This window comes from Nonlabens sp. Asnod3-A02 (assembly GCF_045063755.1).
Classification (GTDB): domain Bacteria; phylum Bacteroidota; class Bacteroidia; order Flavobacteriales; family Flavobacteriaceae; genus Nonlabens; species Nonlabens xylanidelens.
Genome location: NZ_JBEFOC010000008.1, coordinates 728,423 through 745,135 on the forward strand (window position 1 = coordinate 728,423; position 16,713 = coordinate 745,135).

General features: G+C 36.3%; 14 protein-coding genes. All 14 read left to right on the forward strand.

The features are described 5' to 3' along the window. The first annotated feature begins 73 nt into the window (after positions 1-73). Entirely contained in the window at positions 74-2,968 is a 2,895-nt protein-coding gene (leuS, locus tag ACJJVN_RS13305; protein WP_405378658.1) for a leucine--tRNA ligase, read from the forward strand. 262 nt (positions 2,969-3,230) lie between these two features. Further along, entirely contained in the window at positions 3,231-6,023 is a 2,793-nt protein-coding gene (locus ACJJVN_RS13310; protein WP_405378660.1) for a T9SS type A sorting domain-containing protein, read from the forward strand. Positions 6,024-6,106: 83 nt separating this feature from the next. Next, positions 6,107-6,229 carry a hypothetical protein gene (locus ACJJVN_RS13315; protein ID WP_405378662.1) on the forward strand — a complete coding sequence of 41 codons (123 nt, stop codon included), beginning with the start codon at positions 6,107-6,109 and terminating at the stop codon, positions 6,227-6,229. Between the two features lie 285 nt (positions 6,230-6,514). Further along, positions 6,515-9,217, forward strand: coding sequence for a T9SS type A sorting domain-containing protein (locus tag ACJJVN_RS13320; RefSeq protein WP_405378664.1), 2,703 nt, complete (start codon positions 6,515-6,517; stop codon positions 9,215-9,217). Positions 9,218-9,446: 229 nt separating this feature from the next. Further along, positions 9,447-10,340, forward strand: a complete 894-nt coding sequence (cyoE, locus tag ACJJVN_RS13325) for a heme o synthase (RefSeq protein WP_104514342.1) — start codon at positions 9,447-9,449, stop codon at positions 10,338-10,340. 2 nt (positions 10,341-10,342) lie between these two features. Further along, positions 10,343-10,933 carry a cytochrome c oxidase subunit 3 gene (locus tag ACJJVN_RS13330; protein WP_245890616.1) on the forward strand — a complete coding sequence of 197 codons (591 nt, stop codon included), beginning with the start codon at positions 10,343-10,345 and terminating at the stop codon, positions 10,931-10,933. Positions 10,934-10,969: 36 nt separating this feature from the next. Next, positions 10,970-11,971, forward strand: a complete 1,002-nt coding sequence (locus tag ACJJVN_RS13335; RefSeq protein ID WP_104514343.1) for a cytochrome c oxidase subunit 3 — start codon at positions 10,970-10,972, stop codon at positions 11,969-11,971. A gap of 17 nt (positions 11,972-11,988) precedes the next feature. Continuing rightward, entirely contained in the window at positions 11,989-12,384 is a 396-nt protein-coding gene (locus ACJJVN_RS13340) for a cytochrome C oxidase subunit IV family protein (RefSeq protein ID WP_104514344.1), read from the forward strand. A gap of 73 nt (positions 12,385-12,457) precedes the next feature. Beyond that, a complete protein-coding gene (locus ACJJVN_RS13345; RefSeq protein WP_405378666.1) occupies positions 12,458-13,159 on the forward strand; it encodes a membrane or secreted protein in 702 nt (233 codons plus the stop codon). Continuing rightward, a complete protein-coding gene (locus ACJJVN_RS13350; protein WP_104514346.1) occupies positions 13,149-13,862 on the forward strand; it encodes an SCO family protein in 714 nt (237 codons plus the stop codon). The genes ACJJVN_RS13345 and ACJJVN_RS13350 overlap by 11 nt, the downstream gene beginning before the upstream one ends. 3 nt (positions 13,863-13,865) lie before the next feature. Continuing rightward, on the forward strand, positions 13,866-14,387 hold the full coding sequence (locus ACJJVN_RS13355; protein WP_104514347.1) for a DUF420 domain-containing protein: 522 nt from the start codon (positions 13,866-13,868) through the stop codon (positions 14,385-14,387). A gap of 9 nt (positions 14,388-14,396) precedes the next feature. Further along, the gene (locus ACJJVN_RS13360; RefSeq protein WP_104514348.1) at positions 14,397-14,624 is read left to right on the forward strand and encodes a hypothetical protein; all 228 of its coding nucleotides are present in this window, start codon (positions 14,397-14,399) and stop codon (positions 14,622-14,624) included. A gap of 147 nt (positions 14,625-14,771) precedes the next feature. Beyond that, positions 14,772-15,473 carry an ABC transporter ATP-binding protein gene (locus ACJJVN_RS13365; RefSeq protein WP_104514349.1) on the forward strand — a complete coding sequence of 234 codons (702 nt, stop codon included), beginning with the start codon at positions 14,772-14,774 and terminating at the stop codon, positions 15,471-15,473. Continuing rightward, a complete protein-coding gene (locus ACJJVN_RS13370; protein WP_405378669.1) occupies positions 15,466-16,713 on the forward strand; it encodes an ABC transporter permease in 1,248 nt (415 codons plus the stop codon). Before ACJJVN_RS13365 ends, ACJJVN_RS13370 begins: the two co-directional genes overlap by 8 nt.

Below are 16,713 nucleotides of genomic sequence, written 5' to 3' on the forward strand. Positions count from 1 at the left end.
TTCTATCTCAAAACTTATTTAATACCACAATTCACAAACGCTTTAGTATTTTTGCTACTTACAAGAAGAAACTATGTTACTCTACGATCACAAAGAAATAGAAGCAAAATGGCAAAAACATTGGGCTACTAATAAGACTTTTAAAGCTACAAATAACTCTGATAAACCTAAATTCTATGCACTCGATATGTTTCCATATCCTAGTGGTGCTGGGCTACACGTAGGGCATCCGTTAGGTTATATTGCTAGTGATATTGTGTCTCGTTATAAGCGTCACAAGGGTTTTAATGTCTTGCACCCTATGGGTTATGATAGTTTTGGACTACCTGCAGAGCAGTATGCGATACAGACAGGTCAACATCCGGCAGAGACTACTAAAACAAATATTGAAGGAGGAACTGATAAGTCTGGAAACAAAATTGCCGGATACCGCAATCAGATGGATCGCATCGGTTTTAGCTTTGATTGGGATCGTGAGGTAAGAACTTCTTCGCCAGATTATTATAAATATACACAAGAGATTTTTATCATGCTATTTGATAGTTGGTATGATAATGATGCAGATAAGGCGCAACCTATTAGTTTGTTAGAATCTCGCTTTCGCGAAAGCGGAACAAATAACATCAACGCTGCCACAGAAGAAGATTTGAGACACTTCACAGCTGCAGAGTGGAACGCGTTTACAGAAAAAGAGCAACAGGAGATATTGCTTGATTATAGATTAACTTTTCTTGCAGATACGGAAGTAAACTGGTGTCCAGGACTAGGAACAGTTTTGGCAAATGATGAGATCGTAAACGGCGTTTCAGAACGTGGTGGACATCCTGTAGTGCGCAAGAAAATGCGTCAGTGGATGATGAGAATTAGCGCATTTGCAGAGCGTTTATTAACAGGTCTGGAAGGATTAGACTGGGCAGAATCTATTAAAGAAATACAACGCAACTGGATTGGGAAATCGGTAGGTGCGATGGTGTCTTTTCAACTAGATGACCATAAAATAGATGTTTTCACCACTAGACCAGATACCATCTACGGAGTGACATTTATGACACTTGCTCCAGAACACGAGTTAGTGGATCAAATTACTACTGCGGCACAAAAAGACGCGGTAGAAGCTTATAAAAAAGCAACAGCAGCACGATCAGAAAGAGAACGCATGGCCGATGTGAAGACCATTTCTGGAGTATTCACAGGAGCATATGCTACGCATCCATTAAGTGGTGAGCCAGTACCGGTATGGATCGGTGATTATGTTTTGGCTGGTTATGGTACTGGTGCGGTTATGGCAGTACCGTGTGGTGATGAGCGTGATTATGCATTTGCCAATTACTTTGCAGGTCAGGAAGGAATGCCAGCGATTAAGAATATTTTTGATGGTGTGGATATATCTGAAGAGGCTTATGGAGCAAAAGATAGAACACCGCTTTGTAATAGTGATTTCTTAAACGGAATGAGTTATCAGACTGGTGCAATGGCAGCAGCGATTGAGAAATTAGAAGAAGTAGGATCTGGAAAAGGAAAAACCAATTACAGATTGCGTGATGCGGTATTTTCTAGACAGCGTTATTGGGGTGAGCCATTCCCAGTATATTATAAGGACGGATTGCCACAAATGATAGATAGCAAGCACTTGCCTATCGCATTACCAGAGGTAGATGAATATTTACCTACTGAAGATGGTGCGCCGCCACTAGGTCGTGCAACAACTTGGAGCTGGTGTACTCAAGAAAATAAAGTAGTTTCTAACGATGACGATCGCGATTGTGTGTATCCACTAGAATTGAACACCATGCCAGGTTGGGCAGGTAGTTCATGGTACATGTTTAGATATATGGATGCTAATAATGAAAACGAAATGTTTTCTAAGGAAGCACAAGAATACTGGAATAACGTAGATCTATATATAGGAGGTAGCGAGCACGCGACAGGTCACTTGTTATACAGTAGATTTTGGGTAAAATTATTACACGATCTAGGTAAAGTCACGGTAGAAGAGCCGTTCCAAAAGATGATCAATCAAGGGATGATTCTTGGTGAGAGTGCTTTTGTAAAGGAGTTAGAGGTTGAAGTTGATGGTAGGATTGAAAAACGATTTATTTCTCAAGGTGTAAAAGCTAAGGATTTAAATATCAAGTCGGGAAGAAAGCTTCATGCAGACGTTTCTTTAGTTAATCTTCAGAATGAATTAGATATGGAAGCTTTTAAAGCTTGGCGTCCAGATTATGCATCTACAGAATTCATTACTGCTGAAGACGGAACATTCAAAGTCTCTCGCGAAGTAGAAAAAATGTCCAAGTCCAAATACAATGTGGTAAGTCCAGATGATATCTGTGACCAGTATGGAGCAGATACCTTGCGATTGTACGAGATGTTTTTAGGTCCGCTGGAGCAGGCAAAGCCATGGAATACTGCGGGAATTACAGGAGTTTATGGTTTTATGAAAAAACTATGGAAACTGTATCATAACGATAATGGATTCTCTGTAAGCGATGAAAAAGCGTCACCAGACAGCATGAAGACTTTGCACAAGACTATTAAGAAAGTGCAAGATGATATTGAGAACTTTTCATTTAATACAAGTGTGAGTAGTTTTATGATTGCCGTAAATGAATTAACTGCTCAAAAATGCAACAGTCGTGAAGTGCTAGAGCCACTTGCTGTTCTTGTATCACCATATGCACCACACATTGCAGAGGAATTATGGTCACTATTAGGTCATAACGAGTCGATAAGTGAAGCGCCTTTCCCAGTTTTTGATGAAAAGCACTTGGTAGAAAGTAGTAAGACGTATCCTATTTCTTTTAACGGTAAAATGAAATTTACACTGGATTTACCAGTAGATGTTTCAAAAGACGAGTTGGAGAAAATGGTGCTGGCTAACGAGAAAGTACAACAGCAATTAGGAGGAAAACAGATCCGTAAAACGATTATTGTACCAGGTAAGATTGTGAATTTTGTGGTAGGGTAGTTTTCTAAACATTTGATAATCAAAAAAGGGAGTGGTGTGTAACCATTCCCTTTTTTATGTTTTATCATTTGGTAATTAATCATGATTAAATGCATTTAAGCGATATTACAAAAACATAAATATCGCTTTTAATCGTTTAAATATACTTTTAGTCTATATATTTTAAAAACATTAACAAATATGATATTTATAGGGTTATAGTTTTATTTAGTTTTATGGTTCCCCTGAGATAAATTACATAAATACTCTAAAACTAAAAATTATGAAAAAATTTACTCAAGTCATGTTAATAGCTATTTTCATGATTAATTCGACACATGTTTTCTCACAATGCGGTCAAGAAGACATTGAAAATCCTTCAACAGGTTCTAATTCTCTCTCAATAGATGTAGGCTTGTTAGATAGAGTTGGGCAGTCCTTTACTTCTAACCCAAATAATGTTTCCTATTTAAATTCGGCAGCTTTTGATATAGATTTATTAGTTGCTGGTGTTGGACTATCTATACAAGTTAGAGAAGGTGAGGATATAAATGGCCCTCTACTGGCTTCAAGTACCAGCTTAATTGTGGTCTTAAGTACAGAGTTAAAGGCTGTTTTCTCTACACCAGTTAGTTTAGAGCCTAATTCTAAATATACAGTGGTTGTTAATGGTGTTGCTTCTGTTGTTACTAATTTAGGAACGTCTACTGATACATATTCTGGAGGTAGGGCTTTATCTGCAGGTGCGATTCAAGATTTTAATTTTAAGTTTGAGACCTCTCTTGCTACTGATGCTCCAGTACAAACTGCTGTAACTAATATGACAAGCGATGCGGTTAATTTGAATTGGAACGCCGTTCCTGCTGCTGCTAGCTACCAATATGAAATTTATGCCACTGGAGATGATCCAGAAGTAGATTCTCCTGTTGTTTCTGGTAGTACTAGTGATACATTTGTAGCACTTGCTGCCGGTAGTCTAGCTGCAGAAACTACCTATGATTCTTATATAACAGCTAGTTGTGCGGCAGGTGTGCTGAGTGACTATTCTAACGTTATTACTTTTATGACTTACAGAGTAGGTCCTTATGACTATACTTGTATGTCTGGCGTATGGGTGGATCATCCAGAGGGTGATATAAATAACCCTCCATCAAGTGATAATGATGTTGTTACGGTTGCTGCAGGTGTAGCTGTTTTAAGTTCAGAAATTGTTGCAAAGGATTTAGTTATAAATAGTAATGCAACATTACAAAGTGATTTTGGTATCAATGTAAGTGGTAAGCTAGAGGTAGAAGGAATGGTTTCTGGAGAAGGGACTATTGTTCTGTTACCTAGTGGTGCTGTTTCAGAGATACGTTATGACCAGTTTTCTCAAGGAGTAAAAAACCTGCGTATTGAAAATCCATTAGGAGCTTCTATTGGTGCACCTTCTGTTGGTATTAATGGTGCGACTGGAGATGAGCCATTTATTGTTTATGGTGTTTTAGATCTAGCAGGTGGTGGTATTGTTAAGTCTACAGATCCTAGTTTTTCTACTTCTAACATAACTTTTGCTAGTGATGTAAATGCTACAGGATCTATTGTTGGTGCAGGAGGTACTATTGATTCACAAATTAATGTATGCGTAGAGCGTTATATATCAGGACAGCGAGCATTTAGATTTCTTGCAGGACCTCTCGCAGGACCATCTGTTTTTGAAAGCTGGCAAGAAAATGGTGCTTCACCTGTAGGTTATGGTACTCATATTACAGGTGTGGTAGGAACTCCTAATACAGCTGCAGATGGAGTTACTGGATTTGATCCTACCTCTACAGGTAATTTCTCGATGTTTGATTATGATCCGTCACAAGGTTGGGGTAGTATTGATAACACTAAAACAGAATTGCATAGTATAGGAAAGGGATATAGATTAATAGTGAGAGGAGATAGGAATGTAGATATTTCTATTAATGATCCTATGCCTGTAGAAACGGTATTAAGAATTTGTGGTCCTGCTTCTGGATTACAACAGACAGATTTTACTCAACCACTGGTTACAGGGTTTAATCTAGTAGCAAATCCATACCAAGCAAGTGTGGATATGGCATTTGTTGCAAGAACTGCTGGTGTAGACGCTATGTATTATTGGGATCCGCTTCAGGGAACGAGAGGTGCTTATAGTACTATATTGATTCCAGATGCTGGTATAGCGCCTGGTGACTTAGAGGTTTTAGGTACAGTAGGTGATGCTACTAATATTATAGAGCCAGGCGCTGCGTTTTTCTTGAGTTCAGCGGTAGGAGGAAATGTATTTTTTGAGATTGATGATAAGGTGTCCCGAACTACTGCAAACAATATTTTTAGAACTTCTAATGTGGTTAGTGATATTAGAGTGAAATTATTTGAATCAAATAGATTTGCCACAGGATTAACTGCTCAAGATGGATTAATTATAAGGTTGGGTGACGGAGAGAATGATGGAGTAGATGGGAGAGACGCTGTAAAGATTTCTAATCTAGATGAAAGTATTTCTGTAATGCATAGTTCTGGACAGTTGTTAGCTATTGAGACTCGCTCAATGCCGTTGAGTAGTCATGTAATTAATTTAAATGTAGCAAATTATACTTTTTCTAACTATACGTTAGACCTTTCTGTGCCAACAATTCCAGGGATGGAAGTTGCACTAAGAGATAACTACAGTTCAAATATGACATTGCTTAATCAGGGAGTTTCTACACAAGTTTCATTTCAAGTAGATTCTAATATTCCAGAAACAACTGCTGTAGGTAGATTTGATTTAGTCTTTACGCCGGTTACATTAGGAACCGATGATTTAATCGTAGATAATAAGTTAGTGTTGTACCCTAATCCTGTAACCGCTGGTGTGCTTAATGTTAATGTAGGTGATGCTATGGCTGGAAAATGTAAAGTCTCTTTATATAATACGGTTGGTCAACAAGTTATAGAAAAAGAAGTTGAAATCACCTCTAACGGTATTATAGTTTTAGACGAGTTATCTAGTTTGAATAGAGGCTTGTATATCCTTAATCTAAATGATGGGCAAAATACTGTTTCCGAAAAAATTATAATAGAATAAGAATTGCGTGTTTTAATTAAAAAATAAGATTTATGAGAAATAAGAAATATGTACTATTGGTTTTAATGTTATTGGTAATTTCGGTGTCATACGCCCAACCAGGTTTTGATGATGATATTGAAGATGTAGCACCTATTCCAGGTCTGGTTGTTGCTGTTGTGGCGGCGATAGGATTAGGAACGGCAAAATTAATTAAGAAAAAATAGTTATAAAATTCAGTTGTATTTAAAAGAGACTCTCACTAAGGGTCTCTTTTTTTATTTCTATCTCTCTGATTATTGAAATTCCGCTTTCGCGAAAGCGAGACTCTTAAAATTCCATTTTTGTTAATAATAGCATTTAATATTTCGTTATTAATTGAAAAACAAAGTGATATAATGCGTTAAACGGACTTTGTAATCTACTCAACGAAAAGATTTTATTGTTTCCTTAAAACGCTTTCACGATTGAGATGTAAATGAGTTATTTGCCGTGAATTAATTTTAAGAATTATGAATAGGGGAATTCTAAAGGCCATCATCTTGATGGTCATGACCTCTTGTGCTATAGGGAATACACAAGTATGGTCTAACGCTGTAATGGCGCCAATGCTGCCTTCTGGAGCAGATAATGTTAACATTTCAATTGATCTCGTAAGTGATACAGATCCTACCTATGATAGTGCTAGGTCAGGTATCTTTTATTGTTTAGGTGCTGGTTGTGATCCACTAACGGTACCTACTGGTATACGTGCCATACCAGAAGTGTTGCCACTTAGTACTACAGATGGTTTAGGTACTTATTCTGGAACCGTACCTCCATATTACGGAACGGTAAGATGGGTAGCAAGAAAAGTGTCTGCTTTGCCATCAGAGAGAATAACAGATTCTCCTGTACAAGAATATACAACGCCGCTACCTAGTGGTGTACGAGTAGAGATGGTTACTGCTAGTGCGCTAGAAGGTGATAATGCTACTGATGGTGGTACCTTAGTGTATAGATTTGTAAATACCAATATGGGTGTTACTACTATTAATTATTCTGTCTCGGGAACAGCAAACACTATTCCAGGTGAGGATATTGTAACTAACCTCACTGGTACAGTTACCACCGGTGCAGATGGTGTTGCATTATTAAATGTTGCTATTAATGGAGATGACGTTTTTGAACATCATGAAACAATTGTTTTAAGTATCGTGCCAGACACTTCTTATGTGGTGGATTTAAACTACAATAGCGCGACAGGAACCATTATTGATGATGAGGTAGGTAGTTATGTGTATAGAAACGATACCATGGGATGGATTAATGATCCTACTGGTGCAGACGGTGGTAGACCGTCTTCTATGCAGGATGTAGTGATTATTGAGGCGGGAAGTTCTGCTGGGATAAGTGGTTTTCTGTGTAGGGATCTTATTATAAATGATAATGGAACGCTTAATGTCTCATCTGACGTGCATGTGGGTAGGGATATTATTTTAGGAGATAACACTGCTGTGTTAGGTAGTGGTTATTTAGTGCATGGAGATCGTAATGATGTGGTAGATGCTGTGTTAAGATCTACAGCTACTTCATTTGAGATATCCTTAAGTAATTATAGAACGGCTAGTGATAGGAATCAGATTTTATGGCTAGGTGCTGTAAGTGGTCAGACTGTTCTTAATGTAGCTGGAGAAATAGATCTTGCTGGTAATGATGTGTCAACTTCTGGAGATGTTTTAGGTAAGGTTGTTTTTAAAAGTAATGCTGTGCATACGGCGCAAATAGTAGGTGATGGTAGTTTTAACCCTAATCCTTTAAATGGGATAGAAGTAGAGCGTTATATTTCTGGAAATCGCGCATTTAGATTTTTAACATCTCCAGTGTCTGGGGAGTCTTTATTTGATACATGGCAAGAAGGTGGTAATACACCTGTAGGATATGGTATGCAAATAACAGGTGTATTAGGTTCTTTAAATGAAGTAGGTGGCCCTGCAGATGCAGTTACAGGATTAGATTTTACTACAACTGGTAATCCAAGTGCCTTTGAATTTAATGGAGGTAGCTGGAATGCAGTTACTAATACTAAAACTACATTACACAGTGTAGGGAAGGCTTATAGAGTTTTAGTAAGAGGTGATCGTAATCTAGATCTTAATAACAACAGTTCTGGTCAGGATATGACTACTACGCTTAGAGCGACAGGAGTTTTAGAGCAGGAAGATGTTTCTTTACCTCTTGCGGCAGGATTTAATCTAGTAGGTAATCCATATCAGTCTAAGATGGATTTAGGTCTTGCAACTAGTGCAACAGCGATAGGGTTTGCTTATTACTGGGACCCTACTTTGGGTACTAGGGGTGCGTATACAACTATTACATTACCTAGCGGTAGTGCAACAGGAGCGTCTCTTGCAAGTAATGTTTTAGAACCAGGACAGTCTTTCTTTATAGAAGCTCTTACACCTGGTACCATAGATTTTCATATCGATGATAAAGTTTCATTAACAGACGCAGGTATATTTTCTGCGCCAGTGTTAGATAATATGCTGACGATAGATCTTTATGAAACTAGTAGGTATATGGGTAATTTAACTGCTCAAGATGGTGTTTTAGTGAGGTTTTCTAATGTAGAAAATCCTGCAATTGATGAGCGTGATGCAGTGAAGTTTAGTAATCTAGACGAGACATTATCTATAGTGAGTAACCTTTCTAATCTAGCAATTGAGTCAAGACTATTTCCTGTGAATGCAGACGTGATTCCTTTAAGTATTACTAATTATAAGAGTACTAATTACACGTTAGCTATTAAAATGGAAGCTGTGCCAGGAGTAAATGCATATCTAAGAGATAATTTTGCAGGTACGATAACAGCTATTAGTTATGGCGTAAATAACGCTATAGATTTTATAGTAGATCCTGCAGAGATGGAAGGCCGCTTTGAATTATTCTTTGAAAATGTAACATTATCTAATGAGTCTGTTACGGACGCTGTGGTTTCTGTATATCCTAATCCGGTAACTGGTGATGTGATCCATATAAATACTGGTAATATAGTTTCAGAAAAATGGACGGCTCGTTTATTTAACTCTTTAGGACAAGAAATTTTGAAAGAAGAGTTAGATGTAAATCAACAGACTTTAAGTCTTTCTAATATGTCTAGCATACGCTCTGGATGGTACATCCTTCAGGTAGAAGGCGATGATAATGTGTTTACTGAAAAAATTATGATTCAATAAATGATTTTATTTTAGATTTTAAAAAGCTGTCTCTTGTTATAAAGAGGCAGCTTTTTTTGTTAAAAAAGGTTGAGGTGGTTCTTGCTTTCGCGAAAGCGTAACGCCTATCAAATTCCTTTTTAAAACAATTAATCGTACAATCAATATAAATTAGACCGAAAGCTTTTTAAAACCTTTGCAACAAAGTAGTTGTGAGGTATCTTTGCACTCCTTTAAAAACAGCTTTTTTTTGACAGAAGTAAATGCCATAGAACGATCTCCTAGTATGTTGAAAAATTACATCGAGATTACTAAGCCTAGACTATCCATAGTTGTGGTGTTTTCATCTATTGCTGGATATTTTCTAGCTGCAAATACTTATGAGTGGCAAACCCTTGTTCTTTTATGTATAGGTGGTTATTTTCTTGTAGGTTCTTCAAATGTTTTTAACCAGATTATAGAGAAAGATCTAGACGCTTTAATGAAGCGTACTCAAAACAGACCGCTACCTACCGGTAGAGTGTCCGTTAAAAACGCTTGGATTTACGGTGTTATAATGGCTTTAAGCGGTATTTACATGCTGTTTTTAATCAATTTTGCTACGGCATTTTTTGGTGCGTTAAGCATTTTGCTTTATGCCGCTGTTTATACTCCGTTAAAGACTAGGACGCCATTATGTGTCTTTGTAGGTGCTTTTCCAGGTGCGATTCCTTATATGTTAGGTTGGGTTGCTGCTAGTGGAAATTTTGGTATAGAGCCAGGAACTTTATTTATGTTGCAGTTTTTTTGGCAATTTCCTCACTTTTGGGCGATAGGATGGATGTTAGAAGACGACTATAAAGCTGGAGGGTTTAAAATGCTCCCTACCGGTGCGGCAGATAAGGGTACTGCGGTACAAATTATATTATATACTATCTGGACGGTCATGGTGTCTTTAGTACCTGTTTTTGGCGTTACTGGAGATTTGTACATGACTCCTTATAGCGCTGTAATAGTTGGGTTGTTAGGAGGCTGGTTTTTATACTACGCTATTAAATTATATAAAGAAAGAAGTAATGCTATTGCAAAAAAATTAATGTTAGTAAGTGTGAGTTACATTACACTTATTCAAATAATTTATGTAGTAGATAAATTTATAAGATAAAAATGATAGATATAACGCAATTACCTATTGAGGAAAAAATCGCAAGATCTAAAAAACAGATGATGTGGTTTGCCATCATGAGTCTTACCATGATGTTTGCTGGGTTAACTAGTGCTTATATAATAAGTAGCAGCCGTAGAGACTGGGTAGATGTAGATTTGCCTTCAGAGTTTTTTTATAGCACAGGTGTTATTTTATTGAGCTCGCTTACTTTGTTTTTAGCAAAGAAAAGTCTGAAAAGTAATAACCTATCTGGCGCTGCGATTCTTACTTTTATTACTTTTTTATTGGGAACTGCCTTTGTAATTATGCAATTTATGGCTTTTGGGTCATTAACCGATGCTGGAATTTTCTTTACAGGAAAAGGAAGTAGCGTCGCAGGATCGTTTATTTACATCATGGTAATGGCGCATCTAGCACACATAGTTGCAGGCCTTATCTCCTTAACAGTCATTACCTTTAAGGCTGTGACAAAAAAATATTCTAATGAAAAAATGTTAGGTTTTGAATTAGGAGCGATCTTCTGGCACTTTGTTGATGTGCTATGGATTTTTCTTCTTCTGTTTTTAGTTTTTGCTAAAGATATTTTTTAACCTATTTTTGCAATATATTACAACTAATCTAAAGTTATGGACACAACAGTAGCTACTACTGGTACCGAAGGTCAAAAATGGGGTGGAGCGTCTAAGCCGCTTAACGTCAGCTACGGGAAAATGATGATGTGGTTTTTCATCCTATCGGATGCATTAACCTTCACAGGATTTCTTGCAGCCTACGGTTTCTCGAGATTTAAATTTATTGAAGAATGGCCTATCGCAGATGAGGTATTCAATCACTTCCCATTCTTACATGGCACTGATGCGCCTATGTTCTATGTGGCATTGATGACCTTTATTCTTATCGGTTCTTCTGTTACTATGGTACTTGCAGTAGATGCAGGACACCACATGAACAAGAAAAAGGTATCTCTTTATATGTTACTTACCATAATTGGTGGTTTAATATTCGTAGGTTCTCAAGCCTGGGAATGGAAAAACTTTATCGCTGGTGAATATGGAGCAGTAAAAACTAAAGGAGGAAAGATTCTTCAGTTTCTAGATGTTAAAACTGGTGAGAGAGTTGCTTTAAATGAATTTGTTGAAGTAGGTCCTAGAGATGTAGATACTTATGGTAACAGTGAAGGTATATGGTATACCACATCTGGTGAGTATAACGCAACTTATACCATAGAAGAGGTTAAGAAAGGTTTTGTAGATAACCCTAACGTTACTATAAGAACGCAGCAGTTAGTCGTAAATGAAGAAACTGGTGCTAGTGAGAAACTAGTTCTTTCTAGAGAAGATGCTTTAGTAAAATTAAATAAAGACGCTGTAGGTGTTGTAGAAGGTGCAAACCTTACTGAAAATGAATACGGTGCTCCTCTATTTGCAGATTTCTTTTTCTTTATTACAGGTTTTCACGGTTTTCACGTTTTCTCTGGTGTAATTTTTAATCTGATCATTTTCTTTAATGTTCTTTTAGGAACTTATGAGAAAAGACGTAGTTATGAAATGGTAGAGAAAGTAGGTCTTTACTGGCACTTTGTAGATTTAGTTTGGGTATTTGTATTTACATTCTTCTACCTAGTATAATTTTTTAAGATATTAAAATGGCAGATCACGCAGCACACGACGGACATAAATTAGCGATTTTTAGAGGAACTTTAAAGTTCAAATCTAATACGCAAAAGATTTGGGGTGTATTAATATTCCTTTCTTTAATAACGATAGTAGAAGTAGCTTTAGGTTACATTAAACCAGATTTTTTAAATGCAAAGGTTATAGGTCTCAAATTATTAAATTGGATATTTATAATTCTTACATTAGTAAAAGCTTATTACATCACATGGGACTTTATGCACATGAGAGATGAGGCAAGTGGTTTAAGAAGATCTGTGGTATGGACTTCAGTTTTCTTAATCATATACTTAATGGTTATTCTATTAGTAGAAGGAGAATATATTTATCAAGTTTATAAAAATGCAGCTGTAAGTTTTGACTTCTAGTGGCTACTAAATAAACATATAAAAAAGGACGGTTTTTCCGTCCTTTTTTATACCTCATTTTTAAAAAAGAATTATGTCTAAATTTCCTGAAGCCGAAGGGATTAAGCAAACTAGTAGGGTGGCGATAATAAGCGTTCTAGTAATACTGTTTGCGTTGCCATTGCTTACTTATTTGTTTTTCTTAAATGGAGAACATCACTTTAAAACATTGCCTATTGTAACAGAAAAGGTCTCAAGCCTAGACGGTTTTAGGAACTTAGATGGTGAGCCTATTCATTTAAAAGATAGTGTGTCTATTGTTACCTTTTTGGGAAATCAGCCTTATAAGAGAATAGGATATGTTTCTAATGTGAATGAAAAAATCTATAAAGACTTTCATGAGTTTGATGGGTTTCAAATGATAAGTATTTTTCCAGAAGCTGGAGTAAAAGATATAGAAGAGATTAAGTTGCAAATGGCAGAAAGTACAGATCTTAATGACTGGCATTTTCTAGTGGGTAGTGATGATGCTATAAATAAATTATTCAATTCTTTTGAGTCTGACTTAAGTCTCAATAAAGATCTCTCTTCAGAGCATGCTTTTATAATCGATAAACAAATGTCTTTAAGAGGTCGCAATGACGACCCAGAGTTGGGTATGGTTTACGGTTATGACACTTATCTTATTGCAAATCTTAATAAAAGAATGATGGATGATATAAGAGTCTTGCTTGCAGAGTATAGATTTGCATTTAAGAAAAATAGAGACGAAAAAATACAGAAAGATGAGCGATAAGAAAAGCGATACTCCATACTACGTAGGGTTAGGTATTATAATTATCATTTTTGGTTACTTTGCTGTTACTAATGTTATTCATTATGTAAATAAAGATAAGATAGTAGATAGCAACAGGTCAGAAGATCGCGTGCCTGTAGGAGATAAGTTCCTAAAGAAATTCAATAAAGTCCCAGATTTTAAATTTATAAATCAAGATGGCGATACTATTACTAACGATTCACTACTCGGTAAGGTTTATGTGATAGATTTTTTCTTTACCACATGTCCTACTATTTGTACTCCTATGAGTATCAATATGTCCAAGGTTAGTGAAGCGCTTTCTAGTCATGAAGATTTTAGAACTGTTTCAATTACTATTGATCCAGATCATGATCAACCTGCGGTTTTAAAAGAGTATGCTGCTAAGTATGATGCAAATGATCACTGGCAATTTCTAGTAGGAGATAAAGAAGCTACTTATAAACTAAGTCGTGAAGGGTTTAACGCCTATGTAGGTGAGAGTGATGACAAGGCGATACGTTTTGAACACAGCGGTAATTTTGCGTTAGTAGATCGTGATGGTTACATACGCTCTCGTAAAGTGCGTATCGATAAGGATAATGAAAACTGGATATATCACTACAGTGGTGTTCAGGAAAATGATATACCTGCCCAATTAAATGAGATTATTGAAGATGCAGAAACACTTTTAAACAAGTAAAATATGTTAGAGAAAAGAGGTCCCGCTATAATTATAATTATTTCTATTCTAGTACCGCTAGTAGTTGTTTTTTTAATGCTTATGCCAGAGCGTTATAACTTTTTAGGTATAGAATCAGGTTTGTTGCCATTATTTCATGCAGTTATTAATGGTATGACCGCTGTGTTGTTAACTACAGGTTTTATTCTTATTAAAAAGGAAAGTAGAACAGCGCACAGGTGGGTTATGACGACAGCCTTCTTATTGAGTGCTGTGTTTTTAGTAAGTTATGTGATTTCTAAAATCAGTAACGATCCAGTACCTTATCCAGATGAGGCACCGCTCAAAGCACTTTATTTATTCATACTCCTAACTCACATCGTTCTTTCTGGAATTATACTGCCATTAGTGTTATACACGATGTATTTTGCATGGAATAAAAAGTTTGAAAAGCATAAAAAGATAGCTCGTTGGACGTTTCCTATTTGGTTATACGTTGCGGTGACTGGTGTTTTAGTGTATGTTTTCATGCAACCTTACTACTAATATTGTACTATGAAAAAATTATTTATTCTAGTTATTGTTTTTAGTTTTCCCGCTTTCGCGAAAGCGCAATGCGCCATGTGCCGTGCCGTTATAGAAAGTTCTGGAGATACCGCAGCTGCTGAAGGGCTTAACAACGGAATCACCTATTTAATGGTTTTTCCATACTTGTTAGTAGGTGCGATTATTTACATGATTTATAGAAATACTCAAAAGGGTTCTAAGGAGATGGAATCGTAATAATCTGTTAGTCACTATCTATAGAGATTTCAAATAGATGTTGATTTATGTATATTAACATTTTATTATAATTTTTAGTGTAACAAGTGCGCAATTTTAGGGTCTATTAGAAATAGGCCTTTAAATTAGGTTTCATAAACACTAGCCATGATCGAAATTACTAATCTGCAGAAGTCTTACGTTACAGGAAATACGTCATTACATGTTTTAAAAGGTATTGATTTTTCTGTAAAAGAAGGTGAGTTGGTTTCTATAATGGGTTCTTCAGGGTCTGGTAAATCTACTTTACTTAATATATTAGGTATGCTAGATGAGGCAGATCAGGGTACTTACATGCTAGATAATACGCCTATAAAAAACCTTAACGAAAAAATTGCTGCTCAATACCGCAACAAGTTTCTTGGTTTTATTTTTCAATCATTTAATCTTATTAATTATAAAACCGCCGTTGATAATGTGGCCTTGCCTCTTTATTATCAGAAAGTAGGTCGTAAAGAACGTGATGAAAAGGCTATGCATTACCTAGAAAAAGTAGGTCTTGCAGACTGGGCAAATCACTTGCCTAATCAACTTTCTGGTGGTCAGAAACAACGTGTTGCCATAGCACGTGCTCTTGCTAGTGACCCTAAAGTATTACTTGCCGATGAGCCTACTGGAGCTCTAGATACAAAAACCTCTTATGAAGTTATGGAGCTTATTCAAGGTATTAATGAAGAAGGTAGAACTATTCTTATCGTTACACACGAACCTGATATAGCCGAAATGACTAAACGTGTCGTGAATCTTAAAGATGGTAGAATTATAGATGATAGATTAGTAAATCAGATTAAAGCATCTGCTCATGTTTAATATTGAGAGATGGCAAGAAATCTTTGAAACCATAAGTAAGAATAAGCTACGTACTTTTTTGACTAGTCTGTCGGTAGCAGCTGGTATATTTATATTGGTTATTTTGTTAGGTTTTTCATCAGGAATTGAAAATGGTGTTCGTACTCAGTTTGAGGGTGACGCTACTAATCGCATACAAGTAAGTACGCGTACTACTACCAAAGGTTTTAATGGACTTAATCCTGGTAGGAAATTACAAATGACTAATTCTGACTACGAGACTCTTAATGTTAAGTATGAGGATCAAATAGAGTATAAAACTAGTCTTTATAATACTTGGGGTGGAGAAATTAATTATAAAGAAAAACAAGGTAGTTATCGCATAGAAGGTTCCTTCCCAGATCAACAATTTATTGAAAATGCAACTTTAACTCAAGGACGCTTCTTAAGTCAGTCTGACGTGGACGAGTCTCGCAAAGTTGCCGTGTTAGGATATCAAATGAAGGAGGATCTTTTTCCTGATACAGATCCTATAGGAGAGGTTATTTTGGTTAATAACAACATCAACTTTACTGTGGTAGGTGTTTATACAGATCCAGGCGGTAGTAGAGAAGAGTCTAGGTTATTTATACCCATGACTACAGCGCAAAAAGTATTTAACGCAGGAGAGAATATCAACCGTATTGCTTATACGGTTAAAATGAGTGACAACTTTGACGAAGCTGTAGCTCTTAGTGCTGCAATGAGACAATCTATAGATCAAGATTTAAGAACAAAATTTAGTGTTGCTCCAGACGATAGAATTGCTGTAAGAGTTAACGATACTCTTGAAGAAGCTAAGAAAATATACAGTTTAATCGACACAATAAGAATGGTGTTTTGGTTTATAGGTATAGGTACTATTATCGCTGGTATAGTAGGAGTAGGTAATATCATGTTGATAGTCGTTAAAGAGAGAACAAAAGAGATAGGGATACGTAAAGCACTAGGTGCATTACCTAGTGAAATTATATGGATGATTTTACAAGAGTCTATCTTTATAACTGCACTTTCTGGATTAATAGGTCTGTTTGCCGGTGTAGGATTATTACAGTTGATCGCGCCATATGCAGAGACTGATTTTATAAATAACCCTACAGTAGATTTTACTACTTCTATAACCACGGTAATTATCCTAATTGTCGCAGGTACATTAGCTGGTTTTATTCCTGCTAGAAGAGCTGCAAATATTAAACCTATAGAAGCCTTAAGAGACGAGTAA

Bases quoted from the DNA above. Each gene is read 5' to 3' on its own strand.
- leuS (WP_405378658.1), top strand. From the start codon at position 74: ATGTTACTCTACGATCACAAAGAAATAGAAGCAAAATGGCAAAAACAT.
- ACJJVN_RS13310 (WP_405378660.1), top strand. From the start codon at position 3,231: ATGAAAAAATTTACTCAAGTCATGTTAATAGCTATTTTCATGATTAAT.
- ACJJVN_RS13320 (WP_405378664.1), top strand. From the start codon at position 6,515: ATGAATAGGGGAATTCTAAAGGCCATCATCTTGATGGTCATGACCTCT.
- ACJJVN_RS13330 (WP_245890616.1), top strand. From the start codon at position 10,343: ATGATAGATATAACGCAATTACCTATTGAGGAAAAAATCGCAAGATCT.
- ACJJVN_RS13335 (WP_104514343.1), top strand. From the start codon at position 10,970: ATGGACACAACAGTAGCTACTACTGGTACCGAAGGTCAAAAATGGGGT.
- ACJJVN_RS13340 (WP_104514344.1), top strand. From the start codon at position 11,989: ATGGCAGATCACGCAGCACACGACGGACATAAATTAGCGATTTTTAGA.
- ACJJVN_RS13345 (WP_405378666.1), top strand. From the start codon at position 12,458: ATGTCTAAATTTCCTGAAGCCGAAGGGATTAAGCAAACTAGTAGGGTG.
- ACJJVN_RS13350 (WP_104514346.1), top strand. From the start codon at position 13,149: ATGAGCGATAAGAAAAGCGATACTCCATACTACGTAGGGTTAGGTATT.
- ACJJVN_RS13355 (WP_104514347.1), top strand. From the start codon at position 13,866: ATGTTAGAGAAAAGAGGTCCCGCTATAATTATAATTATTTCTATTCTA.
- ACJJVN_RS13360 (WP_104514348.1), top strand. From the start codon at position 14,397: ATGAAAAAATTATTTATTCTAGTTATTGTTTTTAGTTTTCCCGCTTTC.
- ACJJVN_RS13365 (WP_104514349.1), top strand. From the start codon at position 14,772: ATGATCGAAATTACTAATCTGCAGAAGTCTTACGTTACAGGAAATACG.
- ACJJVN_RS13370 (WP_405378669.1), top strand. From the start codon at position 15,466: ATGTTTAATATTGAGAGATGGCAAGAAATCTTTGAAACCATAAGTAAG.